Consider the following 25,358-nt stretch of genomic DNA (forward strand, 5'->3'; position numbering starts at 1 on the left):
CGGTTGTTAATCCAGGTTGAAGGTGGCGTTGACGCTGGCCTGGATTTCCCGGGGGGCGATACTGGAAACGGTGTCGCTGGCGGCTCTTGCTTCCGCCATCATCATGGGCATCGGGCGGTGCCCGCCATTGATGTTGATGGTTTTGACCTCACCACAGGTTTTGCCCAACTGTTCCGCCACAAAGGCACACCGGCTGCGGGCATCCTCGATTGCCCTCGCCAGTGCCTGGCGTTGCAGGCGCTCCTCGTCGGAATGGAAGAATTGGTGTTCGCTCAGATGGTATTGCAGACCAGCCTTGTGGGCCTGTTCCAACAGGGGGTTCAGAAGTTCAAGATTGTCGATGGAAAAGCTGACCGTCTGGCTTGCCACCGCCATTCTCTCCGGTTGTTGCCCACGCTCCTGAACCGGTAGCGACCGGGTGTACAGGTTAACGTTGGCGTCTGAGTAGTCCACCAATTGGTCGCGCATGCCCTGTATGGCCTTGCGCCATTGCTCCATGGTCTCGGAAAGGCGATCAGATGCCCGCTCTGGCAGGTTGTGCTCGGCACTGGCGGTAAATTGCAAACGGGCGCTGTCCGGAGTGTAGCGAACGCTGCCCTCGCCACTCAGGCTCACTTCGCCAGCGGAAACGGCCAGTGGTGCCAATGAGGCCACGAACACCGTTGCGGCCAGTGCTTTGGTGTATTTTTTCATGATCAGTCTCCTTGTTGGCCAAAGGCCATATCTTGGCTTTGCAGCCGCTCCAGTTTCCGAGCCCGGGCGGCATGCACAAAGTGGCTGAAAATCCGCCGGTGGCCGGTGTGATACAGCAGGTATTCCGGATGCCACTGAACCCCCATCAACCATTGTTGCCCGGTGTTTTCGATGGCCTGCACAAACAGGTCGTTGTCCAGTGCCGTTACCCTGAGATTCCGCCCCAGGTGTTTAATCGCCTGGCTGTGAATACGGTTCGCACCAATCAGGGTGCTGTGCATCAGCCGGCCTATCCGGCTGTCCTGGACCAGCTGGACCGTTTGAAGGGGGAGCAGCAAAGGGCGGTGACGGGTTTTCATTCGCAGCGGGGTCACGTTCTGACACAACGACCCACCATGAAAGACATTGATGAACTGGGCGCCGCGGCATATACCCAGTACCGGAATGTCTATTTCCTCGGCTTGCTTGAGCAGCCTGAAGTCGGTTTCGTCCCGTTTCAGGTCGTATCTTGCGGTCACTTGTGGCTGTTGGTCATAGCGGTTGGGGTGTACGTGGGTGCCGCCAGACAGCACCAGGCCATCGAGCAGGGAGACGTCCGTGCTGGATCCGGGGCGAATGTAGTGCGTGTGGGCGCCATGCAGCCGCAGGCCCAGATTGATCAGTCTGTGGGCGGTGCTGCGCCTGGCGGGGCCGCTGATGCCAATGGTGATCCCCGGCGATTCTGGTGCTTCTGAGGTCTCAGACATAACCGCGCTGTTTAAGCCATTGTTCCGTGGTGTCGCGCCATGAGCGGGTGAGATTGCGAAAACTGAATTTCCGGGCTTCGCGGAACAGTTCCCTGAGTTCTTTCAGGTGCTCTGGATGGTTTGCGATTCGCTCCAGTACCACCCAGTCGTTCCAGACCGTGGAAAAATGCCATCGGGGGTTGTCGATATCGCAATCGGGTAACCGGTAGTGCAGAGTCGGCCGGCTCTTGATTCTCGGGTCGTCCACATAGTCTTGCAACAGCTCTGAATCCAGGTGTGCAAACAGTGGCAGAAGGTCCAGGGCCTTGTTCCGCGTTGGGTTGAAGTTCAGGTAGTCTTTCATCAGCGAGGCCTGGTCGGGAGCATAATCTTCCGCCATCAGCATATCCGTGTAACGGCTGCTCCAGGGCTCGATGTAAGTGGTAAATTTTCGGCTTATGTCAATCTGATGCCGGGATTTGAGCCAGTCATAAAGTGCCGCGAAGGCCTGCAGGTAGGTGACAATGGTTGCGGGTTCCAGGTCCGGCAGTTCGGGATTGAGTTGCAGGCCGAAAGCAAAGTAAATCGCTTCCCGGCTGCCTTCCGCGCCAAGGTCGCGCAGCTCGTCTACCAGTTCTTCGATCAGACCCAGTCTGAAAAAGGGCAGAGGTGGGCCGACAATCTCAAGAGGCACAATGCGCTCGGCGGCAAAATCGATGACATCCATGGCGTGGGTGCCCAGTTCGCGGATTGACTCGGGCAGGCGTTCGTCCGCCAGGTCAAGATCCTTCACGGGGTCAGAGTCCAGCTCAATGGTGAAGGTTCCGGCGTCAGTCTCCAGGCGGCTGACATAACGCGACTCCAGCTCTGGGGTGCCTTTGAGCAGGCGGGCGACATGCTCGACCAGCTCATCGTAGCCCAGGCCGGAGAGTTCAATCTCCACGCCAACTCTACGCTCTTCTCCTTGATGATTACGAAGCCGCTCCGGCATCGCACAACGCTCTGTCGAATTCATTGGCACCTTGCATCCATATAATTCGCGGACTTAAACCATAACACACCGATATGCAGCGGCCCGATTACATGACAGAAAATTTCAATCGGGCTTTACACTGGATAAAACACTGTATATAGTCAAATCACTGTATATAAAACCAGGATGAAAAACCCGGAGTACATGCATGAAGCTGACCGCGCGACAGTCCCAGGTGCTGGATATCATCCGGCGGTACGTAGACGAAACCGGTTACCCGCCAACGCGGGCAGAAATCGCTGCCGAACTGGGGTTCCGCTCCGCCAATGCGGCAGAGGAGCACTTGCGGGCCCTGGCCAGGAAAGGCGCCATCGAAATGGTGCCCGGTGCCAGCAGGGGGATTCGACTGCCGGAAGTGGAGCAGGACCCGGGGTTACCGGTTGTCGGCCAGGTTGCGGCGGGCAGCCCGATTCTCGCCCAGGAACACATTGAAGAGCACTGCACTTTGCAGCCGGAATTTTTCTCGCCATCCGCCGATTACCTGCTCCGGGTGCGCGGCATGAGCATGAAAGACATTGGCATTCTCGACGGTGATTTGCTCGCAGTACATCGCACTCAGGATGTCCATAACGGGCAGGTGGTTGTGGCCAGGGTTGGTGAAGAAGTGACGGTAAAGCGGTTTCGCAGGGACGGCTCAAAGGTCTGGTTGATTGCGGAAAACGAAGAGTTTGCCCCGATTGAAATTGATCTGGCCGAACAGGAGTTGTTTATCGAAGGTCTGGGTGTGGGCGTGATCCGCCGATCAGATTTGCATTGATAACCAGCAATAAGAAACGATTAGCGCAGGTAGGTGAGCAATGGAACAGTTAAGCTTCACTCAGAACATGGCGTTCCAGCCGGCGGCCATCATGCCCGCCCGCACGGTGTCTACAGGAAAAGCACGGTCCACAGCCCTTCACTCATCGTCAGACGTCGGTCGGGGAACCAGGGATTTTGGCGGTAACGTGACGGAAATTATTCTTCCTGAAGGCCAGGTAGAGAACGTCCAGTTGCTGCTCCCTATGCTCACCCAGCTGAACCAGGAGAAGCGCTGGCTGGCACTGATTGACCCGCCACAGTCCCTGGTTGGCAAGTGGCAGAAAATGCACGGTATTGTGGCCAGTGAGTTGCTGGTATTGCGCTCAACCAACGATTACTCAGCACAGCAGCTGGCTGAGCGTGCTTTGAGTGCCGGTACCTGTCATGCGGTGGTGCTCTGGACTAACAAGCTCGGGCGTTCAGCCTTTGAGTCCCTTCAAAAGGCTTCGGCGCAAGGTAGCAGCCACGGCGTGGTGCTGCGTCATCGGTAAAGGAGTTCAGTGGAGGGTGTATTGGGGCTGGGGTTCGGCCAGATCATTGTCGTCATCGTCCCAGTCAATATCGTGTGCGATATTGCCGGCGGCCTCAATCCCTGCCGCAATCATCGCCTTGGCTACGCTCATGTCACGGTCTTCCATCATTTCCCTGGCCTCCTGCGAGAAGGAAATGCGCACCAACGGCGCTGCGTCGTCATCAATGCGGCGCAAGGCGTAGTCGCCATTGGCAAGTTGTACGATTTCAAAAAACGATGGTGACATTCGTTCAACCTTTGTCTTGGTGTATTCGATTCGGTGTGGGAATTTAACCAACAGGGTGGGGCTACCACTCGCTGTGTTGTTCCTCAAGCCGTTTGGCCAGTTCAGTCATGGCCGTCAGGGTCTTTCTGAGTGTGGCGGCGGACCGGTCCGGGCCCTGTTCGACTGAAACCGCGATGATATTCTCTTCGGTAACATTCTTGCGTGTGGTCGGAGGCTGGCTCAAAGCCGATTCAACCTGATCAAGATGGTTCCACCAGCTTCCCGATGTGTCCGCCAGTTCTCTCAAAAGCCGGGTCTCGTGTACCTCGTAAGGAAACAGTGTTTCCAGTTCTGCCAGTGTCTGCGGTTTTTCGGCTTTGTGCTGATGGTATCGCGCAATCATCACCAGCAGCGTTCGCCTTGCCCGTAGCAGGAGCTCGGCGGAGCCCTGAGACAGCGCTTCCGTTTCCGCAGCGGAGCGCTTGGTGTCCGACTCAAGCCTGGCGAGTAAGGTGTTGGCCAGAAAAAGCTTTTGGGCTACCAGTGAGTACCATTGTGATGCCATCTACCACCCGCACTACGTGAGCGTTCAAGAGTCCAATTAGAACAACCGCCAGAGTCTATCATTTTTGCGCGCAAATTTCTCCTCCCCTGGGCTCCCCGTAATAGCTGCATTTCACAAGAAACTACAAACAATCACTTGAAACGGTCGTTTGAAACTGGCAAAAAGGCGCACAGATTGAACAAGCTTTGATCGTCTTGTGGTCCATTATTGGAGGTAATAAGGATGCGGAACCGGATAATTGCTGCTATTGCAGCGGCGGTATTGGGGTGTTCAGGTCCGGCCTTGGCAAAGGTGTCGCCGGCAGAGGCCGAGCGTTTGAAGAATGATCTCACGCCGGTGGGTGCAGAGCGGGCGGGTAACGAGTCTGGCACCATTCCGGCTTGGACTGGCGGGTTGGCTTCACCCCCGGCCAATTGGCGCGAAGGCACCGTAGAGATTAACCCGTTCCCGGAAGACGAAGCGCTGTACGTTATTACCCGTGACAATCTGGACCAGTACCGGGACATACTGTCGGACGGCCACATTCAGATGCTGGAGCAATACGGCCCGGAATTTTTCATGCCGGTGTACCAGGCCCGCCGAACAGCAGCGTTCCCCGAGCATGTCTACGAGAAGTTTTACCACAACGCACTGACAGCTGAACTTCTGGATAACGGTAACGGTGTTCGAGACACCATCATGACCAGTCCGTTCCCCATTCCACAGAACGGCCTGGAAGCGATCTGGAACCATATTCTCCGGTACCGGGGTGAGGAACTGTCGTTCCGCAGTGCATCGGCTACGCCGCAGCGGGACGGCTCGTTCAACCCGGTCGTTAACCAGTACGACTATTTCTTCGCCTACAGTCGCCCCGGTGCTGAGCTGGAAGACATTGATAACAAGATTTTCTACCTGAAAACCGAAACCGTCGCGCCGTCCAGCCTGGCTGGCACTATTACCCTGGTTCATGAAACCCTTGACCAGGTTCGCTCACCGCGACTGGCATGGCGTTACGATTCCGGTTCCCGCCGTTTGCGCCGGTCCCCGAATCTGGCCTATGAGACGGATCTGCCGAACTCATCGTCACTGCGTTCAGTCGACCAGAAGGACATGTACAACGGTGCCCCTAACCAGTACGACTGGGAACTCAAGGGCAAGCGTGAACTGATCGTTCCCTACAACGCCTACAAACTGCACGATGAAAGTGTTCGTCCAAATGACGTGATCCGGCCGAACCACATCAATCAGGACCTGACCCGATACGAGCTTCACCGGGTGTGGGTAGTCGAGGCGAAGCGACGCACCGGCATCAGCCATATCTATGATCGCCGCGTTTACTACATTGATGAGGACAGCTGGCAGATTCTGGCCACGGAAGAATATAACGAGGCTGGCGAACTCTGGCGTGTATCCGAAGCCCACAACATTGTCTATTACAGTGTGCCGGTCTTCTGGACCACCATGGAAATGACGTATGATCTGAAAGCACAGCGTTACTACATCGATGGCCTGGATAACGGCTACCCGGCCTATAATTTTGAGCCTGGGTATCGGGGCAACGAATTTACCGCTGCCGCCGCCCGCAGGGCCGCGCGCCGGTAAACCTTCCCCGGGTGCTGCCTGCTTATGGGCAGCACCCGCCTCAACCGACTGCCAGGCTCCGACATCCTGTTGAAATGTGGAGTACATCCTATGGCAGACCCCCAGGCTCTTCTTGAAAGTCTTGATCAACTCCGGTCCGAGCTGGACCAGGCCCTCGCTGCCCAGGACTGGGAGCAACTTGCGGAACTGAATGCCCGCGTTAAACCCGCAATTGAACCGTTAATGGTGGAGCTGGAACAGGGGCGCATCGATCCGGCCCTGATCAGGGACCGCCTGGACGCTTTGAATCAGTTCGTGGAAGCGGCAAACCAGGCTGCGGTCAAGGCCCGGGATGAAGCCCGGGAATCGCTCAAGGGCGTCAATGAAAACCGTACGGCGGCCCGTGCTTATCAGAACGTTTCAACAAACCGCCAAAGATAGCGTCATAAAATTGACTCCTGAGCTTATACAGTCTTAAATACCGCACAAATTCCCAAAGAGATTCTCGTGAATGTCCAAAAATAACAAAGTGCTGGTGCTGAGTGAGGATGACTCCAGGCGCAGGGACCTGATCACCATTCTCGAATTTGTCGGCGAAGAGCAGGTGCTGGCCGGTGACGAAGCATTGGCGCTTTTGGAGAGTGACGACGAGCAGACCAAAGAAAGTATCGGCGTAGCCGTGATCAACGGCGAAGAAGCCGCCAGCACCGCGCATGTTCAGAGGGTGTGCAAACTGGCCCAGGGGCTACCGATTCTTCTGGTGGGTGACCCGGATCTCAAGGGCGTGTCAGAAGACGATGCGAACCGCATTATCGCCAGGATGGAATGGCCCCTGAACTACACCAAGTTTGTGGATTCACTCTACCGGGCCCAGATCTACCACGACCAGTTCAGTCGCAGCAAGGAGCGGGGGCAGCAGCGGGGTGTTCAGTTGTTCCGCAGTCTGGTGGGCACCAGTCGCAAGGTTCAGCAGGTGCGCCAGTTGATGGAACAGGTGGCTGATAAAGACGTCAGCGTTCTGATCACCGGTGAATCCGGCACTGGCAAGGAAGTGGTCGCCCGTAACCTGCATTATCATTCCTCCCGCCGGGATAAGCCTTTTGTGCCGGTCAACTGCGGCGCCATTCCCGCAGAGTTGCTGGAGAGCGAACTGTTCGGGCATGAGAAAGGAGCCTTTACCGGCGCCATTACCGCCCGGGTAGGGCGTTTTGAGTTGGCCGAAGGAGGCACCCTGTTCCTGGACGAAATCGGGGATATGCCGCTGAACATGCAGGTTAAGATTCTGCGGGTGTTGCAGGAGCGTACCTTTGAGCGTGTGGGCAGTAACCGTACCCAGTCTGCTGATGTGCGGGTGATTGCCGCCACTCACAAGCATCTCGAAGACATGATTGAATCCGGCGATTTCCGGGAAGACCTCTATTACCGTCTCAATGTATTTCCCATTGAAATGCCGGCGCTGCGAGAGCGGGTTGAAGACATACCGTTGCTGATCAATGAGCTGATCTCCCGGATGGAGAAAGAGAAGCGCGGCTCACTGCGGATGAACTCCGCTGCCATCATGAGCTTGTGTCGCCATGACTGGCCGGGTAACGTGCGGGAGCTGGCGAACCTGGTGGAGCGTTTGGCGATCATGCATCCCTACGGCGTGATTGGTGTGCAGGAGCTGCCCAAAAAGTTCCGCTACGTGGACGACTATGACGAGAATCGTCCGGTAGAGGACACCGGCATGCCATCGGCCATTCCCGGCCTGGTGGGGCTGGATGCGCCGGCCCTGTTGCCGGTGAACGGTATCGATCTCAAGGATTACCTCTCCAATCTGGAGAAGCAGCTCATTCAGCAGGCGCTTGATGAAGCTGCCGGCGTAGTGGCGCGGGCGGCCGAGAAACTCAGAATCCGCCGTACCACCCTGGTGGAAAAAGTCCGAAAATACGGCCTTCGGGAAGAGTCAGACGAAGGTTGATCGCTCCCCCTGAGCGGCGTCAAAGGTTTGTAACCTTCGGCGCCGTTCGCATTTCTGACCGACGGAAACTTGTCGGTCTCCAGTTTGTATTTTTCTTAACACTCTAAAAAATATAATAAAATTCAAGTTGGCACAGTGTTGGCTTTACCAAACCTGAACGAAAGATCCGTTGGCCCGGTCAGGGCTCGTCAGGGGGAAGGTTATGAGTCACGCACGCGTTGCCATGGAATCCGGTCACCAGAAGTCAGGTGCCAATGCCGCTGCTGATGTTAATGACAAGGTCACCGCTCTGTTTCCACAACAGGGTGATGAGGCCGTGGACTCTGCGCTTGAGTTGTTTAATCGCATGTCCCGGCAGATTACCGACTCCTACCGAACCCTGGAATCCCGCGTAAACCAGCTTTCCGGTGAACTCTCCCACGAGACGCTTCAGCGTCAACAGGAGTTGGAGGAAAAGGAACAGTTGGCAGACCGGTTGTCGACTCTGCTCAAGGCCCTGCCGGCTGGCGTGGTGGTGCTGGATCAGCAAGGCGTGGTCAGCCAGTGCAATCCGGCGGCCATTGCGCTGTTGGGGGAGCCCCTGGATGGCGAGCGTTGGGTGGATGTTATCCGACGCTGCTTTTCTCCCCGCAGCGATGACGGTCACGAAGTGTCCCTCAAAGATGGCCGGCGCGTCAGCATTGAAATCCGGACCATGGAAAACCAGCCCGGCCAGTTGATTCTGTTAACCGACCTGACCGAGACCCGGCAGCTGCAGTCGCAATTGGCACATGCCCAGCGCCTGTCTGCCATGGGCCGGATGGTGGCGTCCCTGGCCCATCAGATCCGCACTCCGTTGTCTGCCGCCATTTTATACGGCGGTCACCTGAGCCAGCCGGATCTGGACGAAGAGCTGCGTCAACGGTGCGCTTCACGACTGATGTCGAGGTTGACTCACCTGGAGCAGCAGGTGCGGGACATGCTGATTTTCGCCCGTGGCGAAACCCGCCTGGCGGAGGAGTTGTCGGCCGGCAAGCTGGTGGTCTCCCTGTCAGCGGCCGTTGAGGGCCTGAAACCCGCCAGTGGTATTGATGTGACACTGGACAGCCGGATAGATGACCAGTGCCGATTGATGTGCAACCGCGATGCCCTGGTCGGCGCCTGCATGAACCTGGTGAACAACAGCCTGGAAGCCGGTGCCACCGACGTGCAAGTTCAGCTGGCGTCCTCCGCTCAAGGTATGGAGATACGGGTGCTGGACAATGGCCCGGGCTTTTCGAAAGAGCAGTCTGGAAGGATCACCGAAGCATTTTACACCACCAAGTCTCACGGCACCGGTCTAGGCCTGGCCGTGGTGCAGGCGGTGGTCAAGGCCCATAATGGCCGGTTTTCTATTTTCTCGCCGGAGCAGGGCGGCGCAGTGGCGACACTGCAGCTGCCGACCCTGGCCGACAGAGCATAACGAATAGACGTTGGAGGCAGATACCATGGCGAAGGCCCAGATTCTGATTGTTGAGGATGACAGGGACCTGCGGGAGGCGCTGGTCACGACCCTGGAGCTGGCAAAGTTCCGGGTGCGGGAAGCTGCCAGCGGCCAGGAGGCGCTTGCCGCCCTGGCTCGCGACCCCGTCGATATGGTGGTCAGCGACGTCAACATGCCGGGAATGTCTGGTCACGAGCTGCTGGCGGAAGTACAGCGTCATTATCCCGGGCTGCCGATGATGCTGATCACTGCCTATGGCCAGATCAGCCACGCGGTGTCTGCCATGCAGTCCGGAGCCATTGATTATCTGGTCAAACCCTTCGAGCCTCAGGTTCTGGTGGAGGCGGTCACCAGGGTGGTTGGCGGAGCAAAACCCAAATCCGGTGACGAACCGGTGGCGGAAGATCCTATCAGCAAAAGAATGTTCCAGTTGGCGGCGAAAGTTGCCGGCAGTGATTCCACGGTCATGATCTCCGGTGAGAGTGGCACCGGTAAAGAAGTGCTGGCCCGCTATATTCACCAGCAGTCGCCCCGGGCAGATCAGCCCTTTGTGGCGATTAACTGTGCCGCCATTCCCGAGAACATGCTTGAGGCCATACTGTTTGGTCATGAAAAAGGGGCCTTCACCGGTGCGGTGGCGTCGTCCCCGGGCAAGTTTGAGCAGGCCAATGGCGGCACCATCCTGCTGGACGAAATTTCCGAAATGGAGCTTGGCTTGCAGTCTAAACTCCTACGGGTGTTGCAGGAGCGTGAAGTGGAGAGGGTAGGCGGGCGAAAAACCATCCCGCTGGATGTTCGTGTCGTGGCAACCACCAACCGCGACCTGGCGGATTACGTCCGTGAGGGCAAGTTCCGTGAAGACCTGTATTACCGGCTAACGGTGTTCCCCATGCACTGGCAGCCTCTGAGGGAACGGCCGCTGGATATACTGCCGCTGGCCAAATTCCTGCTCAAGAAGCACTGCCGGAAAATGAAGCTTACCGGTATCGCCCTGGCGGAGGATGCCCGCAAGGCCCTGATCAGCCATGGCTGGCCTGGTAATGTTCGTGAACTTGATAATGCCATTCAGCGAGCGCTGGTGTTGCAGCAGGGCAATGTGATTCACGAGGGCGATTTGTGCCTGGAGCTGGGGATCACTGGCCGGGCCGATTTCAGTTCACCGGGTTTGCACAGTGTCGCACCACAGATTCATCACCAGCCGTCAGAGCCCGAACCCAGCCAGTCCGTTCCGATGGAGTCGGCACCGGAACCGCTCAGTGAAGAGCTTCACGAGGCCGGTTCACTGGGGGATGATCTGCGACAGCAGGAGTTCCGTATTATTATCCAGACGCTCAGGAAAGAACGGGGCCGTCGTAACCGGGCCGCAGAGCAACTGGGGATCAGTCCCAGAACGCTCCGCTACAAGCTGGCCCAGATGCGCGATGCCGGAATCGACCTTGAGTCCGAACTTGCGTTGGCCTAAAAGCCGTTTTTGTTTGTTGTCGAGACCTATACTCCTTCGGGCACCCTACGGGGTGCCGTTTTTTTATGCGCCTGTCCTTGCTACCTGTCTCCGTCAAATGTCCGTCACTGATTAACGCCCTCTGACATTAATGATCCTCAATCTATTGAATTAGAAAGGTAAAGTGTTCCTGGCCTGCCATTTGCTTAGTCCTCTCCATGTAACGAACAAGTGAAGCCCGAGGGCTTAGCCTGGTTAGTGTGGAGAGAAATATGGTTCAGCGTGCCGACATCAACAGCGTTCTGTCAGATATCCGTTCCCTGCGTTCCCAGATGATGCAGAACCAGCGTATTGAGCAGGATCAATCGGTTCGTGGCCGTGTTGACGGCCCGCGCAACGTTCAGGAACCCCGGGAAATTCCCAGTTTCAGCGATATGCTGGGCAATGCGGTCAACAGTGTGAATGATGCCCAGAAGCAGGCTAACGACCTGCGCACGGCTTACGACATGGGAGACCCCAATGTCGATATTACCCGAGTGATGATTGCTGCCCAGAAATCCAGTGTGTCTTTCGAGGCCCTCACCCAGGTGCGTAACCGGGTGGTACGAGCGTACGAAGACATCATGAATATGCCGATCTGATAACGGAGCACCCGCATGGCAAGCGTACCAGCACAAACCACTGCCTCTGACGTGCCGGCAACCCAGGACGCGGATGCACCTGAAAGCCGCAGCAACCTTCTGCTGGGTTTCAACCGCCTGAACCTGTTGCGACAGGTTGGCCTGATGGTCGGCCTGGCGGCCAGTGTTGCGCTGGGGGTTGCCGTGGTGCTTTGGGCCCAGGAGCCCAACTACCAGCCGGTTGTGGGGGATCTCTCTGCCTACAACCCTCAGGATGTCACGACGATTCTGGACAGCAATGGCATCAAGTACCGTATGGACCCGCGCACCGGCGCGCTTCTGGTTCCCTCCAATGAAGTTCATAACGCCCGCCTGAAACTGGCCGCCGAAGGGGTGACCGATCGGCGCACCATCGGTTACGAGTTGCTGGATCAGGACCGGGGGCTGGGTACCTCCCAGTTCATGGAAACCATCAGTTATCGCCGTGGTCTCGAGGGTGAGCTGGCCCGCACCATCGCCACCATGCGTGGTGTGCGCAATGCCCGGGTACACCTGGCCATTCCCGAGCGTTCGGTGTTTATCCGCGATGCCCGGGAGCCGACGGCGTCGGTGTTCCTGGAAGTGTTTGCCGGTCGCCGGCCCGAACAGGAACAGATCCGTGCCATTGTTAACCTGGTCGCCGGCAGCGTGCCGATGATGAGCCGGGAACAGGTCACGGTGGTGGACCAGAACGGCAATCTGCTGACCGGGGACGAAACCCGGGCCAATGCCGACCAGATGAAAGACCAGTACGAGTATACGGCGCGGGTTGAAGACCGCCTGACGCGCCGGGTAGCGTCAATGATTGCGCCGATTGTCGGCAATGGCCGCTTCCGCACGGAAGTCACCGCAGATCTCGATTTCTCCGCCGTGGAACGGGCGGAAGAACTGTACAACCCGGAACAGCAGGCGGTGCGCAGCGAACGTGAGCTGAGCGAACAACGCGGTGCCGGCGCGAATGGCGGTATTCCCGGTGCGCTCAGCAACCAGCCCCCGGGCAATGCAACCGTGCCCGAACAGGTAGCGGGCCAGGAAGGCGATGGTGCTCCGGCGGCACCTCCGGTGAATGTGCGTCGTGAATCCACCCGAAACTACGAACTGGACCGCACCGTCAGCTATACCCGTCAGCAGTTGGGCGGTATCAAGCGGGTAACCGTTGCTCTGGCAGTGGATGACATGAAGGTGGTGAACCCGGAAACCGGGCAGGTTAGCTACGAGCCCTGGCCGGAATCCGAACTTCAGCGCCTGAGTATGCTGGTGCGGGATGCGGTCGGTTACTCGGCAGCCCGAGGCGACAGTGTGACGGTGATGAACACGGCGTTTTCACCGGAAGATGCGGTGGAGTTTGACACGCCGGGATTCTGGGAACAGCCCTGGTTCTGGGATCTTATGAAACAGATTCTGGCCGGTCTGGTGATTCTGATTCTGGTGTTGGGCTTGTTACGGCCCACGCTCAAGAGCCTTTCTGGCGCGGGAACCAGAGAACGCGGTGATGATTCCGATAGTGGCGGCTATGGTGGCCTTGACAGTATCGAGGGCGGCGACGCTCTCAGAGACGCCATGTCAGCCCAGGATGATCTGCTTTTGCCGGGTGCCACAGACAGTTATGATAGGCAATTGAATGCTCTCAAAGGCCTGATTGCGGAAGACCCGGCCAGGGTTGCTCAGGTCATGCGCCAGTGGGTGAATGTCGATGACTGAAGAGAATGCTCAGTTCCAGGGGGATAATGCCCCCAGAAAACAGCAGCGCAAGATTCCGCGTGTGGAGCAGGCGGCCATACTGTTAATGTCCCTGGGTGAAGCAGACGCCGCCGAGGTGCTCAAACACATGGGCCCGAAAGAAGTCCAGCGCGTAGGCGTTGCCATGGCCCAGATGAGGGACATCAGTAAAGACGACGTTACCTTTGTGTTGAACCAATTCGTCGAGGCCGTGGGCGGCCAGACCGGGCTCGGGGTTGGTAACGACGATTACATCCGGGCCATGCTGACCCAGGCCCTGGGCGATGACAAAGCCGCCAGCCTGATTGACCGGATCCTTGTGGGTGGCAATACCACGGGCCTGGATACCCTGAAATGGATGGAGCCAAGGGCCGTTGGCGATATTATCCGTTACGAACACCCACAGATTCAGGCCATCGTCATTTCCTACCTTGATCCGGACCAGGCCGCCGAAATTCTGGCAACCCTGGATGAAAAAGTCCGGCTTGATGTCATGATGCGGGTAGCCTCTCTGGAAAGCATCCAGCCCCAGGCCCTGCAGGAACTCAACGACATCCTCGAAAAACAGTTCTCTGGCGGTTCCGCAGCCCAGACCAGCCGAATAGGCGGTGTCAAGCGGGCGGCGGATATCATGAACTTCATGGACCGTGGCATTGAAGGCAACCTGATGGACTCCATCAAGGACATGGACCCGGACCTTGCCTCCACCATTGAAGACCTGATGTTTGTCTTCGACAACCTCAAGGAAGTGGACGACCGCGGCATTCAGGCGCTGCTCCGGGAAGTATCTTCGGAAGTGCTGGTGGTTGCGCTCAAGGGCGCTGATGACGCAGTTCAGGATAAGATCTTCAAAAACATGTCCAAGCGCGCTGCTGAGCTTCTGCAGGACGATCTGGAAGCGAAAGGTCCGGTGAAAGTCAGCGAAGTGGAAGCTGCCCAGAAGGACATCATTACCGTGGCCCGCCGTATGGCAGAAGCCGGTGAGATATCCCTCGGCGGTGCCGGTGAAGAAATGATGTGATGAAAGATTCAGACCAGGACACCAAGCGTATTCCAAAAGAACAGCTGACCGCCTGGGAACGGTGGGAACTTCCCCTGCTTGATGAGCGGGGCAATCAGGTGGTTAAAGAGCAGGAAGTTAAACCGCTGACGGCGGGGGATCTTGAAGAGATTCGCCAGGCGGCCAGGGAAGACGGCTTTCAGGAAGGCCGGGAGGCGGGTTACCAGGACGGCTTCGAGAAAGGTCGAGCGGACGGTCATCAGCAGGGGCTTCAGGCCGGTGAAGCAGAAGGTCGGGAACAGGGCCAGCAGCAGGCCGAAGAAGCGACTCGAAAGGAAGTGGAATCCCGGGTTGATCGCCTGGAGCATTTGCTGGGTGAGCTATTGTTGCCGATCCAGCGTCATGAGGAAGAGTTGGAATCTGTCTTGGTCAACCTGACCACGGTGCTGGCCAGGGCGGTGGTATACCGGGAGCTGAGCCTGGACTCTTCCCAGATTCGCCACGTGGTCCGTAAGGCCCTCGCGGCCTTGCCTTCCACCGCGGACAACCTTCGAATACATATTCACCCGGATGACCTTGAGCCGGTTCGCGAAGTGGCCGAACGGTTGGAGGTCAGCCCCTCGATCATCGAAGACGACACCCTGATGCCTGGCGGATGTAAAGTAGAGTCCCGCCACAGTCTGGTGGACTACACCGTTGAAAAACGCTTTCAGCGGGCGGTACAGGGCATGCTTGAGGAGCAGTTGAGTAATCACGCCGGCGCCGAAGATGAAGAGCTGGGTTCAATCATGGGGGACCGGAGCGATTTTCATCGGGACGTCCTGAGCGAATCCGACATGACCAGTCCCGAGACCGATTTGCAGAATGCCGCACCAGAGCAGGGCGAGGACGATGACCTACCGCCTGGCTGAACGCCTGCGCCAGCTTCAGGGCGCCATTGTTGCTGAACCCGAACCGGAATTGTCTGGTCGACTGACCCGCATGGTGGGCCTGACGCTCGAGTGTGTTGGCTGCCCGATGGTGGTGGGTGATCGTTGCATCATTCAGGGTGAAGGCAGCGGCAGTGTGGAAGCAGAAGTGGTTGGCTTCGAGGAAGACAAGGTTTACCTGATGCCGCTAACGGCCATCGAAGGCTTGAAGCCCGGCGCCAGGGTGATTCCACTGTCATCGGCCAGCCTGGTGCCGGTCGGCCCGCAAATGCTGGGGCGGGTAGTGAACGGTGCCGGCGATCCGTTGGATGGCAAAGGGCCTTTGCAGGCTGAGGCCAGGGTCCAGCTGACTGGAGACATCATTAACCCACTGAACCGGGCTCCCGTGCGCCAGTCTATGGATGTGGGTATCCGGGCGATCAACGCCTTGCTGACCGTGGGCCAGGGCCAGCGGCTGGGGCTGTTCGCCGGCAGCGGTGTGGGTAAAAGTATGCTGCTTGGCATGATGACCCGGTTTACCGACGCCGATATCACCGTGGTTGGCTTGATTGGTGAGCGGGGCCGGGAGGTCAAGGAGTTCATTGAGGACATTCTGGGCGAGGAAGGTCTGGCCCGCTCGGTTGTGGTGGCTGCACCGGCGGATGATTCACCGCTGATGAGGCTGCGGGCCGCCATGCTGACCACCCGTATTGCCGAGTACTATCGTGATCAGGGTAAACGGGTGCTGCTGTTGATGGATTCTCTTACCCGTTATGCCCAGGCCCAGCGAGAAATCGCCTTGGCCGTGGGGGAACCGCCGGCTACCAAAGGCTATCCGCCCTCGGTCTTCGCCAAATTGCCACAGTTGGTTGAACGCACCGGTAACGGACGCCCAGGTGGTGGCTCCATCACCGCTTTTTACACCGTTCTGACCGAAGGCGATGACCAGCAGGATCCGATTGCCGATGCTGCCCGGGCGATTCTGGATGGACATATTGTGTTGTCCCGCCGGTTGGCCGAAGAGGGCCATTACCCGGCCATCGATGTGGAAGCGTCTATCAGTCGAGTAATGCCTCAGGTTACCGAGGCCGAACATTTCTCCCGCGCCCAGCGGTTCAAACAGGTGTATTCCCGTTACCAGCAGGCTCGGGACCTGATTAGCGTGGGTGCTTACGTCAAGGGCTCTGACCCTGAAACCGACTTTGCTATTCAGCACATCGGTAATATGCGGCAATTCCTGCAACAGGGGCTGAACGAGTCCGCCCCCTTGAGCGAGAGCATAGAGCAGTTGCTGGACGTGGTTCCGGAGCGCCGCTCGCCAGAACGGCGCAAGACCGCCGTCCATAACCCCGCCGCTGAGCGTGGTGAAGGTTGATGTTGCGCTCCAGGCGGCTGGAACCGGTACTCGCCCTGGAAGAACGAAAGGAGCAGGAAGCCCTGGAGCGCATGGGTGAGGCTCGCAAGCAGGCTGAAGCGCATCGGGAGCAGGTGGAGAACCTCGAACGCTATCAGCAGGAATACCGTGAACAGATCCGTGCCAACCAGCAGGGGATAGTGCCCGTGGCTCGCCTGCAGGCCTGGCAAGCCTTTATTGCCCAGCTCGATCAGGTGATTGCCCAACAAAACCGCCAGTTGCAGCAGGCCGAGCAGGTGTTCGAGGTTCGCCGCAAAGAGTGGCAGCAGGCCTGGGAGAGACGTCGGGGTATGGAAAAGTACATTGAATCCTGCCGCCAACAGGAACAGCGGGACCAGGACATGAAGGATCAGAAGTTGGCGGATGAAGCCGCTGGCCGCGCCTTCACCCGCCGAAACCGATGACATGCCGGGTTGATCTCAATCAGTAATGTCAGATGCATTTTTCGCTAACTTGGCTATGCTTACCCAGATACGGTACAAGCTGAACGGGGAGAACTGCCATGATCGTTGAACACAGGGGCCGGGGGGTGACGGAATGCCAATAGAAACTCGCCGGAGTGACGACGGTCAGACTCTGACAATCCGGGTAGAGGGCCGTTTTGATTTCAGCACTCATCAGGCCTTCCGTGACGCTTATGAGCACAGTGATGCCAGCGTCAACCGTTATGTGATCGATCTCTCCGACACCACTTACCTCGACAGCTCCGCCCTGGGTATGTTGCTCCTGTTGCGGGACCATGCCGGTGGAGACAGTGCCAGTATCTCAATTGAGAACTGCAATAGCGATGTCCGGCGCATCCTCTCTATCTCCAATTTTGAGCAACTCTTCAGCATCGGCTGAGGCCGACGCCCTGAAGGTACTGATCGCTGAAGACAGCGACAGTGACCGGCTGATCCTCTCTGCCCTGGTTCGGCGACTTGGTCATCAGGTTGTTGAGGCCAGGGACGGCGTAGAGGCAGTTGCCCTGTTCTGTGATCAGCAGCCGGATATTGTCCTGCTGGATGCGCTGATGCCCAGAATGGATGGCATGGAGGCGGCCCGGCAGATCAAGGCCCTGGCCGGTGAACGTCTAGTCCCCCTGATCTTCCTGAGTTCTCTGTCCGATGCCAGTGAGTTGGCCCGTTGCCTGGAGGCTGGGGGTGACGATTTTCTGGTGAAACCCTATAACCGGGTGATCCTGGAAGCCAAGATCAATGCCTTCAATCGCATGCGCAAGATGCACCAGGTGTTATCAGGCCAGCGGGACCAGATCCGCCGGCAGCACGAACAACTGGTAGAGGAACAGATGGTCGCTCGGCGGGTATTCGACAACGTTGCCCATACCGGATGCCTGAATGCCCCCCATATTCGCTATCACGCTTCCCCGCTGTCTGTCTTCAATGGTGACGTACTGTTTGCGGCGGAACGTCCCGGGGGCGGTACATTGATTTTTCTGGGAGATTTCACTGGCCATGGCTTGCCCGCGGCCATCGGTGCCATGCCCGTTGCCGAGATTTTCTACGGCATGGCAACCAAGGGGTTTGGCGCGGCGGACATTCTCTCTGAGATCAATCGAAAGCTGAAAAAGATCCTGCCGGTGGGGATGTTCTGTTGTGGGGCCATGCTGGATGCTGATTTCAAGCTGGGCCAGCTGCGCGCCTGGAATGGCGGATTGCCGGATGGCTGGTTGGTGCGTGCCAATGGCAAGCACCTGACCATCCCCTCCCGGCATTTGCCGTTGGGTGTCCAGGCCCCCGATCAGTTCCAGGCCTCCATGACGGTACTGCCTGTGCAACCTGGTGACCAGGTCGTCATCATGACTGATGGCTTCTCGGAGTCACGGAATGTCCGGGGTGAGCAATTCGGGGAAGCAGGCGTACACCGGGTTCTGGCGGATCTTGATCCACCAAAGGAGCCCTTTGATGCGTTGATGGAGCACATCCGGATGTTCACCGGAAAACCGGATGCCGCGGATGATCTGACGCTGTGTGCGCTGGAAATCATTCATCACGAACAGCTCCAGGCACGGAATGACCGGGCGCCGGAATCGGCGCTGTCCGGGCCGGTCGACTGGCACTGTGTCTATGAAGTGCGAGAGCGAACGCTAGCGGATTTCAATCCGCTACCCCTACTGCTCCACATTTGTATGGAAGTCCCTGGTCTTCGTCGCAAGAGCGGTGAGGTTTACACCCTGTTGTCCGAGCTCTACAACAACGCCCTGGAACACGGCGTGCTCGAACTGCCGTCGGATTGGAAAACATCCCCCGACGGATTTGGCCACTACTACAAAGAAAGAAGACGTCGACTGGCCCATACCAACGGCCACTATATCCGGTTTGCCCTGAGCCATCAGCCCACGGATACCGGCGGTCGGTTGCATGTGGTTTGTGAGGATAGCGGGCAGGGCTTTGATTTTGAGAGTTATTCTGAGAAGGTGTTGGAACAGAGGTTACCGCCCGGTACACGTTACGCGGGCCGCGGCCTTGAACTATTGCGCCGGATGACCCGGCAGTTGAGGGTGCATGGGCGCGGCAATCATGTAGAAATCGTTTATGATTGGGAGTCAACCGCACTCGCCGACAATGCGCCTTCCGGCCACAACGATACGCAGAGGATTGCAGATGACTGACAAACCACATCTTGACGAAGAGGCGTTGGCTGAATTGCAGGATGTCATGGAAGATGAGTTTGAAGTATTGATTCAGACCTATCTGGCAGACTCGCGAACGCGCCTGGACAGCCTCAGGCAGAACCTGGAAGCAGGCGACGCCGATGCCTTCGCCAAAACGGCCCACAGTTTCAAGGGCAGCTGTATCAATATCGGTGCTCCGTGTCTCGGGGCATTGTGTATGGAGGCGGAGCAGGCGGGTAAAGCTGGCAACCTGGATGAAGCAGAACCCATTGTAGAAGCCATAGAGGTGGAATTCTCAGAGGTAACCACACGGCTGAAATCCTTCGGTGAATCAACCTGAGGCTTGTTCTGGCATCTCTTTTGCAATCTTCCACTCAGAGCCCGATTGCGGGCAATACAGGTTGATAAAGCGGCAAGAGGTTGCCATGCAGCAGATGATTCTTCCCCAGGCGCCAGCTCCGGGGGCACAGAAGGACACAGCGACCAACAAACCGGCGGGCAATCGGGATTCCGGCTCTGAGTCGCGGTTTGACGAGGTATCCCGCGCGGAAAGAAAGCGTCTGGACCAGAAGCAGGCAGATCGACAGGATCAGAACCGCGCGGTTCAGGACAAGCGCGAAGCCCGGCGTGCCGACAAGAAAGACGCCAATGCGCCCAAAGAGTCCACGGCCTCGGAAAGTGCCGACAAGCCGGGCTCCCCGGTTACAGGTGCTAAAGAGCCCGGTTCACAGCGCACTGCGGCCAAACAGGAAGAGCCTTCTCAGATCGACTCTGTGCCCATGACCTTCGCAAGCCTGCAGTCCTTGCTGGTGCCCGCAGGCAATCCCTTGCCGGCTACCGATGCCGATCCCCTGATGAATCCCGCCCTGATGCCGATGGCTGGCATGCAAGGCGCCATCAATGGCCAGAACGGACAACAAGGCCCGGCGACCACCGCCATGAATCTGAGTACGCAATTAACCGACCTGTTGTCTGCCGGCGTGGCCGGTGAGAGTGCAAGACCGGTTGATCCCGCCAACCTGTTGTCGGCCCCCAGATTCCAGGCAACCCTGGAGGTTGCTTCACAACAGGCAGCGCAACCCGCACGGCTGGCGGCAGAGGCCGCTTTGCCCCTGAAGGGGTATGCCACATCGGTGGAAGTGCCCGTGGGACAGGCGGAATGGGGCGACAAGGTGATGGGCAAGCTCAGTTGGCTGACCGCCCGAAACATGTCCGTGGCAGAAATTCACCTGACGCCACCGGATATGGGACCGATGGAGGTAAAGGTTCGGGTACAGAATGACCAGGCCAACATCACCGTGCATGCCGCCAACCCGGTTGTACGGGAGCAGCTGGAACTCAACTCCCACAGGCTGCGGGATATGCTGGGGGAGCAGGGTTTGTCTCTGAGTCAGTTTGATGTTTCCGACCAGCCCGGCAGGCAGGGTGGTGAGCAGGGAGATGGTTCCGGAGAGCATGCGTCGGCTGGTGAGAGTGGCGGGCCGTTGGCCGGAGATACTGATGAGTCCCTGCAAGAGATGGCTGGCCTCGACCTGGGCTGGAAGGGTGAGGTGGATGTGTTTGCCTGATTTTGTTCGTTTTCTGACCGCTTTCCGTTAACTCTCCAATCCTCTTTGCCCATCCCCTCCAGCAACGCTAAACTGCGGTTCTGAACCGGGGGGATGGGAGTTCTGGCCCGCCCCTTGCATTAATCATGGAAAGTCAGGTGCAGATTGCCTGACTGACAAAAAACTGACAAAGCGGACATTATGGCTGAGAACACTGCTGCACCGGCACCCGCCAAGAAAGGTAAACTGAAGCTCATCATCATGCTGGTGGTGATCATTGTTCTGGCGGTTGCGCTTTCGGTCGTTGGAACGCTCTGGTTCCTCGGGGGTGGCCTTCCGGGTGGCGGTGAAGGCGAGCGGGCATCAACGTCAGAGCCGGCCTTTGTCGCCAGCAGCTATATTGACCTGGAGCGCCCTCTGGTGACGACAGTTCAGGCCCAGGGTCGCCAGCGCTACGCCCAGGTTCACCTGTCACTTGAAGCGTCGGACCCAGCCGCCCTGGCCGCGGCGGAAACGCACATGCCGTTGATTCGCAGCCAGCTGGTGATGGTTTTGGGGAACAGTGAATTCAGTGAGCTGCAAACGCCGGAAGGGCGGTCAGCTCTCGCAGAGCAGCTGCTGGCGACCGTCAATCAGGTGCTTGAGGAAGAAGGTGAGCCGTCGATCAAGCGTGTGCTATTCAGAAACTTTGTAGTGCAATAGGTACCCGATCGGGTAAACGAATCTCAGGGCAGGGTCAGGTATGCAGGATTTATTGTCACAGGACGAAATTGATGCGCTTCTCCACGGTGTGGATGACGGCGACATTGATACCTATGAAGAGACTGATGAAACCGGCGTAAAGAACTACGACCTGGCCAGTCAGGACCGTATCGTCCGTGGCCGTATGCCCACCCTTGAAATGATCAACGAGCGCTTTGCCCGCTACACCCGCATCAGCCTGTTCAACCTTTTACGCCGGAATGCTGACGTCTCCACCGGTGGCGTGCAGATCATGAAGTTCGGTGAATATATTCACACCCTGTATGTGCCCACCAGTCTCAACCTGTGCAAGGTGCGCCCGCTGCGTGGCACCTCTCTGTTCGTTCTGGACGCCAAGCTGGTGTTCAAGCTGGTGGATAACTTCTTTGGCGGGGAGGGCAGGCACGCCAAGATCGAGGGCCGTGAATTCACGCCCACTGAAACCCGCATTGTCCAGATGGTGCTGAACCAGGTTTTCCACGACATGAAGGAAGCCTGGCATGCCGTCCTGCAGGTGGAGTTCGAGTACCTGAGTTCGGAAGTGAATCCGGCGATGGCCAATATTGTCAGCCCGAGTGAAGTGGTGGTGGTCAGTACCTTCCATATCGAACTGGATGGCGGTGGTGGCGAGCTGCACTTTGCTTTGCCCTATTCCATGATCGAGCCCATTCGGGATGTTCTGGATGCCGGGGTGCAGAGCGATATCGACGATGTTGATGAACGTTGGGTCAACGCCCTGCAGGAAGATATCAAGGAAGTGAACGTTCCGATCAATACAACGGTTTGCCGGCGAAGGATCTCCCTCAGGGATATTGCCAAGATGAAGGCCGGGGATGTGATTCCTGTGGAGGTACCCGAGCATTTGACGGTCACCGCTAACGGAATTCCGATCTACAAGGCCACACTGGGAACCCGTGACGGAAAGCTGGCGCTGAGAATTCATGAGCGGGCGACATTGCCCAAGGTTAAGAAACAACTGAAGGTGGGACGCAATGGCTGAGGACGACAAGAAAGACGACAAGGAGCTCAGCGAAGACGAAAAGCTGGCTGCTGAATGGGAAGCTGCCATGGAGGAAACCGGCGGTTCTGAAGAAAGCGATACCGATGGCCGCGAGGATGAATGGGCGGCCGCCATGGCCGAAGCTGAGGAGACTGAAGAGCCAGGGCAGAGTGTACGTACCGCCCCGATGGAAGAGTTCCCTGATGACGCAGGTATGGGTGGCAGTGGGGATGCTCCGGATATCGACGTAATCCTTGATATTCCGGTGACCATTTCCATGGAAGTGGGCAACACCCAGATTCCAATCCGCAACCTGCTGCAGCTTAACCAGGGCTCCGTGATCGAGCTGGACAGACTGGCGGGTGAGCCGCTGGATGTGCTGGTGAACGGCACCTTGATTGCCCACGGCGAGGTTGTGATGGTGAACGAAAAGTTCGGTATCCGCCTGACCGATGTGATCAGCCCGGGTGAGCGCATCAAACGGTTGCAAAAGTAACATGGTGCGGCTTCTGAACGGCCTGTTGCCTCTTGTTTTTTCTGTTCCAGCATTCGCCGAGGAGGCCAGTGCGCCGGCGCGGGACGCTGGCCGAAACGCGCCGGATACCCTGGGGACCATTGTCAGCCTGGGCCTCGGGTTGCTGGCGGTTGTCGCGGTGATCTACGGCTGTGCCTGGCTGATCCGGCGTATGAACGGCATGACCGGCATGAATAACAACGCGATCAAGGTGGTCTCTGTGCTGGCCATCGGGGCCCGGGAGCGGATTGCCCTGGTAGAGGTGGGTGGCCAACAGATATTGCTGGGTATTACCCCTTCCACCATTCGAACTCTGCAGGTGTTCGACCACCCGGTTGTGGATTCCGCCAACCCTCCCACTGGTGAGTTTGCCCGCCGGTTACAGGGCATGATCGGCAAGTCCTGGTCGGCACCGGAAAGGAAAGACTGACGCTATGACCGTGGCTCTGCTCAAACGCTGTCTGCCATTGCTTGTGCTGTTCCCCGGGTTGTTTTTGGCGCCCGCGGCTTTTGCCGACCTGCCAGGCATTCCGGCCTTTACGGTGCAGCCTGGAGAAAACGGAACCGAGGAATACTCGGTAACCCTGCAAATCCTGGCGCTGATGACAGCGCTGACCTTCCTGCCCGCCATGTTGATGATGATGACATCGTTCACCCGTATCATCGTGGTCTTCGCCATTCTTCGGCAGGCCCTGGGTTTGCAGGCAACGCCATCCAACCAGATTCTGCTGGGTTTGGCACTGTTCCTGAGTATTTTTATCATGAAGCCGGTGCTGGAAGAGGCCAACCGGGTGGGGTTGCAGCCCTACATGCAGGAGGAGGTCACCTCCCTGGAAGCCGTGGAGCTGGCCAGCCAGCCGTTTCGCCGGTTCATGCTGGAGCAGACGCGGGAGTCGGATCTTGCGTTGTTTATGCGCATCGCCGATGTGCAGTATGAAACCCCCGAAGACGTTTCCTTCTGGGTGCTGATGCCGGCATTTGTGACCAGTGAACTCAAGACGGCGTTTCAGATCGGGTTTATTCTGTTCATACCCTTTCTTATCATCGATATGGTGGTGGCGAGTGTTCTGATGGCCATGGGTATGATGATGCTGTCGCCCATCATCATCTCCTTGCCTTTTAAAATCATGCTCTTTGTTCTGGTGGATGGCTGGGCCCTGATTATGGGCACCCTTGCCGCCAGTTACGGGATATAGGAGGCCAACCATGACCCCTGAGACCGTGATCGACATTCTGCGCGAAGCGCTCTGGATGATCGTGTTGCTTGCCGCTGTCATTATCGGGCCGGGTCTGGTGATCGGTCTGGTGGTGAGTACCTTCCAGGCAGCTACCCAGATCAACGAGCAGACCCTGAGCTTTCTACCTCGCCTGTTGGTCACACTGATAGTGATCATTGCGCTCGGCCCGTGGATGCTGACCCTGCTGCTCGATCATGCCAATCGCCTGATATCCAGCATCCCTTTCCTGATCGGCTGACGGGATGGTACCGGCGGAGTTCAGTGCAGACCTGATTGGCCAATGGGTGGGCCAGCACCTGTGGCCGCTGTTCCGGCTGGCCAGTTTCCTGATGGTTATCCCTGTTTTTGGCACCCAGCTGGTGCCCGCACGGGTGCGTCTGGGGCTGGCCCTGCTGATGACGGTCCTCATTGCCCCGTTGATTCCCGAAGTTCCCCAGGTTGAGGCGTTCAGTGCGGATGCCGTTGTGATCACCCTGCAGCAAATCCTGATCGGCGTTGGGCTTGGGTTTGCGCTGACCGCCCTGTGGCAGCTTTTCGTGATTGCCGGCCAGATGATCGCTATGCAGATGGGTCTTGGCTTTGCCTCTATGATGGACCCGGCCAATGGCGTCAACGTGCCAGTGCTGGCGCAAATCTACACCATCACCATCACTCTGCTGTTTCTCGCCATGAACGGCCACCTGGTGGCGTTCGAAGTGTTCATCGAGAGTTTCTACATCATGCCCATTGGCATGGAGGGGCTTGGCCAGGCGGGTGTGTGGGACCTTGCCCACCGGATCAGCTGGATGTTTGTGTCGGCCATTCTGCTGGCGCTGCCGGCCGTCACTGCCGTGTTCATCGTCAACATCTCCTTTGGCGTGATGACCCGCGCCGCCCCGCAGATGAACATTTTTGCCCTGGGTTTCCCCATTGGCCTGATTTTTGGATTGTTTGCTATCTGGGTGCTGCATGCCAATTTTCTGCCGCACTTTGAGCAATACACCCGGGAAACCTTCGATTTCATGCGACAGCTGCAGGGGCAACCATAGCC

The 25,358-nt window shown here is 57.7% G+C and carries 29 protein-coding genes; 24 read left to right on the forward strand and 5 right to left on the reverse strand.

The genetic code is table 11. The features are described from left to right. Positions 1-6: 6 nt before the first annotated feature. From QUE75_RS07145 to QUE75_RS07155, 3 genes are read right to left on the reverse strand one after another with little or no spacing between them, the layout of a single operon-like run. A complete protein-coding gene (locus QUE75_RS07145) occupies positions 7-693 on the reverse strand; it encodes an SIMPL domain-containing protein (RefSeq protein WP_152437743.1) in 687 nt (228 codons plus the stop codon). A gap of 2 nt (positions 694-695) precedes the next feature. Then, the gene (locus QUE75_RS07150; protein ID WP_286254685.1) at positions 696-1,439 is read right to left on the reverse strand and encodes a gamma-glutamyl-gamma-aminobutyrate hydrolase family protein; all 744 of its coding nucleotides are present in this window, start codon (positions 1,437-1,439) and stop codon (positions 696-698) included. Then, the gene (locus QUE75_RS07155) at positions 1,432-2,433 is read right to left on the reverse strand and encodes an amidoligase family protein (protein ID WP_286254687.1); all 1,002 of its coding nucleotides are present in this window, start codon (positions 2,431-2,433) and stop codon (positions 1,432-1,434) included. Before QUE75_RS07155 ends, QUE75_RS07150 begins: the two co-directional genes overlap by 8 nt. 166 nt (positions 2,434-2,599) lie before the next feature. Here QUE75_RS07155 and lexA point away from each other — a divergent pair, with 166 nt between their 5' ends. Together lexA and QUE75_RS07165 are read left to right on the forward strand one after the other, a co-directional pair. Further along, the gene (gene lexA, locus QUE75_RS07160; RefSeq protein WP_058090186.1) at positions 2,600-3,208 is read left to right on the forward strand and encodes a transcriptional repressor LexA; all 609 of its coding nucleotides are present in this window, start codon (positions 2,600-2,602) and stop codon (positions 3,206-3,208) included. Positions 3,209-3,248: 40 nt separating this feature from the next. Next, on the forward strand, positions 3,249-3,740 hold the full coding sequence (locus QUE75_RS07165; protein WP_138436616.1) for a cell division inhibitor SulA: 492 nt from the start codon (positions 3,249-3,251) through the stop codon (positions 3,738-3,740). A 6-nt stretch (positions 3,741-3,746) separates the two neighbouring features. Here QUE75_RS07165 and QUE75_RS07170 read toward each other — a convergent pair whose 3' ends face one another. Together QUE75_RS07170 and QUE75_RS07175 are read right to left on the reverse strand one after the other, a co-directional pair. Next, the gene (locus QUE75_RS07170) at positions 3,747-4,007 is read right to left on the reverse strand and encodes a hypothetical protein (protein ID WP_072677681.1); all 261 of its coding nucleotides are present in this window, start codon (positions 4,005-4,007) and stop codon (positions 3,747-3,749) included. A 61-nt stretch (positions 4,008-4,068) separates the two neighbouring features. Next, the gene (locus tag QUE75_RS07175; RefSeq protein ID WP_286254693.1) at positions 4,069-4,551 is read right to left on the reverse strand and encodes a DUF6586 family protein; all 483 of its coding nucleotides are present in this window, start codon (positions 4,549-4,551) and stop codon (positions 4,069-4,071) included. Between the two features lie 222 nt (positions 4,552-4,773). Here QUE75_RS07175 and QUE75_RS07180 point away from each other — a divergent pair, with 222 nt between their 5' ends. The 22 genes from QUE75_RS07180 (at position 4,774) to fliR (ending at position 25,356) form a co-directional block, all read left to right on the forward strand. Next, complete coding sequence (locus QUE75_RS07180; RefSeq protein ID WP_286254695.1) at positions 4,774-6,132, forward strand: DUF1329 domain-containing protein; 1,359 nt, start codon at positions 4,774-4,776, stop codon at positions 6,130-6,132. A 90-nt stretch (positions 6,133-6,222) separates the two neighbouring features. Next, on the forward strand, positions 6,223-6,552 hold the full coding sequence (locus tag QUE75_RS07185) for a hypothetical protein (protein WP_061331918.1): 330 nt from the start codon (positions 6,223-6,225) through the stop codon (positions 6,550-6,552). Positions 6,553-6,622: 70 nt separating this feature from the next. Next, positions 6,623-8,071 (forward strand): sigma-54 dependent transcriptional regulator, encoded by a 1,449-nt coding sequence (locus QUE75_RS07190; RefSeq protein ID WP_061331801.1) that lies wholly within the window; start codon positions 6,623-6,625, stop codon positions 8,069-8,071. A gap of 202 nt (positions 8,072-8,273) precedes the next feature. Continuing rightward, entirely contained in the window at positions 8,274-9,512 is a 1,239-nt protein-coding gene (locus QUE75_RS07195) for a sensor histidine kinase (protein WP_286254699.1), read from the forward strand. 25 nt (positions 9,513-9,537) lie between these two features. Continuing rightward, the gene (locus QUE75_RS07200; RefSeq protein ID WP_106695390.1) at positions 9,538-10,995 is read left to right on the forward strand and encodes a sigma-54-dependent transcriptional regulator; all 1,458 of its coding nucleotides are present in this window, start codon (positions 9,538-9,540) and stop codon (positions 10,993-10,995) included. Positions 10,996-11,246: 251 nt separating this feature from the next. Next, complete coding sequence (fliE, locus tag QUE75_RS07205; RefSeq protein ID WP_072677674.1) at positions 11,247-11,615, forward strand: flagellar hook-basal body complex protein FliE; 369 nt, start codon at positions 11,247-11,249, stop codon at positions 11,613-11,615. A 15-nt stretch (positions 11,616-11,630) separates the two neighbouring features. Beyond that, positions 11,631-13,334, forward strand: coding sequence for a flagellar basal-body MS-ring/collar protein FliF (gene fliF, locus QUE75_RS07210; protein ID WP_106695391.1), 1,704 nt, complete (start codon positions 11,631-11,633; stop codon positions 13,332-13,334). Next, positions 13,327-14,373 (forward strand): flagellar motor switch protein FliG, encoded by a 1,047-nt coding sequence (gene fliG, locus QUE75_RS07215; RefSeq protein WP_106695392.1) that lies wholly within the window; start codon positions 13,327-13,329, stop codon positions 14,371-14,373. The genes fliF and fliG overlap by 8 nt, the downstream gene beginning before the upstream one ends. Then, a complete protein-coding gene (locus QUE75_RS07220; protein ID WP_286254709.1) occupies positions 14,373-15,263 on the forward strand; it encodes a flagellar assembly protein FliH in 891 nt (296 codons plus the stop codon). The genes fliG and QUE75_RS07220 overlap by 1 nt, the downstream gene beginning before the upstream one ends. Next, positions 15,244-16,635: a flagellar protein export ATPase FliI gene (gene fliI / locus QUE75_RS07225; protein WP_106695394.1), complete on the forward strand. Its 1,392-nt coding sequence runs from the start codon at positions 15,244-15,246 to the stop codon at positions 16,633-16,635. Before QUE75_RS07220 ends, fliI begins: the two co-directional genes overlap by 20 nt. After that, positions 16,635-17,078 (forward strand): flagellar export protein FliJ, encoded by a 444-nt coding sequence (gene fliJ, locus QUE75_RS07230; RefSeq protein ID WP_286254712.1) that lies wholly within the window; start codon positions 16,635-16,637, stop codon positions 17,076-17,078. The genes fliI and fliJ overlap by 1 nt, the downstream gene beginning before the upstream one ends. Before the next feature lie 133 nt (positions 17,079-17,211). After that, positions 17,212-17,517, forward strand: coding sequence for an STAS domain-containing protein (locus QUE75_RS07235; protein ID WP_058090171.1), 306 nt, complete (start codon positions 17,212-17,214; stop codon positions 17,515-17,517). Further along, positions 17,492-19,285 (forward strand): SpoIIE family protein phosphatase, encoded by a 1,794-nt coding sequence (locus QUE75_RS07240; RefSeq protein ID WP_396631695.1) that lies wholly within the window; start codon positions 17,492-17,494, stop codon positions 19,283-19,285. The genes QUE75_RS07235 and QUE75_RS07240 overlap by 26 nt, the downstream gene beginning before the upstream one ends. Further along, a complete protein-coding gene (locus QUE75_RS07245; RefSeq protein WP_106695397.1) occupies positions 19,278-19,628 on the forward strand; it encodes an Hpt domain-containing protein in 351 nt (116 codons plus the stop codon). Before QUE75_RS07240 ends, QUE75_RS07245 begins: the two co-directional genes overlap by 8 nt. Before the next feature lie 85 nt (positions 19,629-19,713). Continuing rightward, positions 19,714-20,856 (forward strand): flagellar hook-length control protein FliK, encoded by a 1,143-nt coding sequence (locus QUE75_RS07250; protein ID WP_286254715.1) that lies wholly within the window; start codon positions 19,714-19,716, stop codon positions 20,854-20,856. A gap of 180 nt (positions 20,857-21,036) precedes the next feature. Then, positions 21,037-21,537 carry a flagellar basal body-associated FliL family protein gene (locus QUE75_RS07255; RefSeq protein WP_106695399.1) on the forward strand — a complete coding sequence of 167 codons (501 nt, stop codon included), beginning with the start codon at positions 21,037-21,039 and terminating at the stop codon, positions 21,535-21,537. 40 nt (positions 21,538-21,577) lie between these two features. Beyond that, the gene (fliM, locus tag QUE75_RS07260) at positions 21,578-22,576 is read left to right on the forward strand and encodes a flagellar motor switch protein FliM (RefSeq protein ID WP_106695400.1); all 999 of its coding nucleotides are present in this window, start codon (positions 21,578-21,580) and stop codon (positions 22,574-22,576) included. After that, positions 22,569-23,072, forward strand: a complete 504-nt coding sequence (fliN, locus tag QUE75_RS07265; RefSeq protein WP_106695401.1) for a flagellar motor switch protein FliN — start codon at positions 22,569-22,571, stop codon at positions 23,070-23,072. Before fliM ends, fliN begins: the two co-directional genes overlap by 8 nt. Position 23,073: 1 nt before the next feature. Continuing rightward, positions 23,074-23,520 carry a flagellar biosynthetic protein FliO gene (gene fliO / locus QUE75_RS07270; protein ID WP_286254718.1) on the forward strand — a complete coding sequence of 149 codons (447 nt, stop codon included), beginning with the start codon at positions 23,074-23,076 and terminating at the stop codon, positions 23,518-23,520. A 4-nt stretch (positions 23,521-23,524) separates the two neighbouring features. Further along, entirely contained in the window at positions 23,525-24,286 is a 762-nt protein-coding gene (gene fliP / locus QUE75_RS07275) for a flagellar type III secretion system pore protein FliP (protein WP_286254721.1), read from the forward strand. Between the two features lie 10 nt (positions 24,287-24,296). Beyond that, positions 24,297-24,566 carry a flagellar biosynthesis protein FliQ gene (gene fliQ, locus QUE75_RS07280; protein WP_106695404.1) on the forward strand — a complete coding sequence of 90 codons (270 nt, stop codon included), beginning with the start codon at positions 24,297-24,299 and terminating at the stop codon, positions 24,564-24,566. Positions 24,567-24,570: 4 nt separating this feature from the next. Then, positions 24,571-25,356, forward strand: a complete 786-nt coding sequence (gene fliR / locus QUE75_RS07285) for a flagellar biosynthetic protein FliR (protein WP_286254723.1) — start codon at positions 24,571-24,573, stop codon at positions 25,354-25,356. Positions 25,357-25,358 lie beyond the last annotated feature (2 nt).

The sequence above is a fragment of the Marinobacter shengliensis genome, from assembly GCF_030297115.1.
Lineage (GTDB): Bacteria > Pseudomonadota > Gammaproteobacteria > Pseudomonadales > Oleiphilaceae > Marinobacter > Marinobacter shengliensis.

Bases quoted from the DNA above. Each gene is read 5' to 3' on its own strand.
- QUE75_RS07145 (WP_152437743.1), bottom strand. From the start codon at position 693: ATGAAAAAATACACCAAAGCACTGGCCGCAACGGTGTTCGTGGCCTCA.
- QUE75_RS07150 (WP_286254685.1), bottom strand. From the start codon at position 1,439: ATGTCTGAGACCTCAGAAGCACCAGAATCGCCGGGGATCACCATTGGC.
- QUE75_RS07155 (WP_286254687.1), bottom strand. From the start codon at position 2,433: ATGAATTCGACAGAGCGTTGTGCGATGCCGGAGCGGCTTCGTAATCAT.
- lexA (WP_058090186.1), top strand. From the start codon at position 2,600: ATGAAGCTGACCGCGCGACAGTCCCAGGTGCTGGATATCATCCGGCGG.
- QUE75_RS07165 (WP_138436616.1), top strand. From the start codon at position 3,249: ATGGAACAGTTAAGCTTCACTCAGAACATGGCGTTCCAGCCGGCGGCC.
- QUE75_RS07170 (WP_072677681.1), bottom strand. From the start codon at position 4,007: ATGTCACCATCGTTTTTTGAAATCGTACAACTTGCCAATGGCGACTAC.
- QUE75_RS07175 (WP_286254693.1), bottom strand. From the start codon at position 4,551: ATGGCATCACAATGGTACTCACTGGTAGCCCAAAAGCTTTTTCTGGCC.
- QUE75_RS07180 (WP_286254695.1), top strand. From the start codon at position 4,774: ATGCGGAACCGGATAATTGCTGCTATTGCAGCGGCGGTATTGGGGTGT.
- QUE75_RS07185 (WP_061331918.1), top strand. From the start codon at position 6,223: ATGGCAGACCCCCAGGCTCTTCTTGAAAGTCTTGATCAACTCCGGTCC.
- QUE75_RS07190 (WP_061331801.1), top strand. From the start codon at position 6,623: ATGTCCAAAAATAACAAAGTGCTGGTGCTGAGTGAGGATGACTCCAGG.
- QUE75_RS07195 (WP_286254699.1), top strand. From the start codon at position 8,274: ATGAGTCACGCACGCGTTGCCATGGAATCCGGTCACCAGAAGTCAGGT.
- QUE75_RS07200 (WP_106695390.1), top strand. From the start codon at position 9,538: ATGGCGAAGGCCCAGATTCTGATTGTTGAGGATGACAGGGACCTGCGG.
- fliE (WP_072677674.1), top strand. From the start codon at position 11,247: ATGGTTCAGCGTGCCGACATCAACAGCGTTCTGTCAGATATCCGTTCC.
- fliF (WP_106695391.1), top strand. From the start codon at position 11,631: ATGGCAAGCGTACCAGCACAAACCACTGCCTCTGACGTGCCGGCAACC.
- fliG (WP_106695392.1), top strand. From the start codon at position 13,327: ATGACTGAAGAGAATGCTCAGTTCCAGGGGGATAATGCCCCCAGAAAA.
- QUE75_RS07220 (WP_286254709.1), top strand. From the start codon at position 14,373: ATGAAAGATTCAGACCAGGACACCAAGCGTATTCCAAAAGAACAGCTG.
- fliI (WP_106695394.1), top strand. From the start codon at position 15,244: ATGACCTACCGCCTGGCTGAACGCCTGCGCCAGCTTCAGGGCGCCATT.
- fliJ (WP_286254712.1), top strand. From the start codon at position 16,635: ATGTTGCGCTCCAGGCGGCTGGAACCGGTACTCGCCCTGGAAGAACGA.
- QUE75_RS07235 (WP_058090171.1), top strand. From the start codon at position 17,212: ATGCCAATAGAAACTCGCCGGAGTGACGACGGTCAGACTCTGACAATC.
- QUE75_RS07245 (WP_106695397.1), top strand. From the start codon at position 19,278: ATGACTGACAAACCACATCTTGACGAAGAGGCGTTGGCTGAATTGCAG.
- QUE75_RS07250 (WP_286254715.1), top strand. From the start codon at position 19,714: ATGCAGCAGATGATTCTTCCCCAGGCGCCAGCTCCGGGGGCACAGAAG.
- QUE75_RS07255 (WP_106695399.1), top strand. From the start codon at position 21,037: ATGGCTGAGAACACTGCTGCACCGGCACCCGCCAAGAAAGGTAAACTG.
- fliM (WP_106695400.1), top strand. From the start codon at position 21,578: ATGCAGGATTTATTGTCACAGGACGAAATTGATGCGCTTCTCCACGGT.
- fliN (WP_106695401.1), top strand. From the start codon at position 22,569: ATGGCTGAGGACGACAAGAAAGACGACAAGGAGCTCAGCGAAGACGAA.
- fliO (WP_286254718.1), top strand. From the start codon at position 23,074: ATGGTGCGGCTTCTGAACGGCCTGTTGCCTCTTGTTTTTTCTGTTCCA.
- fliP (WP_286254721.1), top strand. From the start codon at position 23,525: ATGACCGTGGCTCTGCTCAAACGCTGTCTGCCATTGCTTGTGCTGTTC.
- fliQ (WP_106695404.1), top strand. From the start codon at position 24,297: ATGACCCCTGAGACCGTGATCGACATTCTGCGCGAAGCGCTCTGGATG.
- fliR (WP_286254723.1), top strand. From the start codon at position 24,571: ATGGTACCGGCGGAGTTCAGTGCAGACCTGATTGGCCAATGGGTGGGC.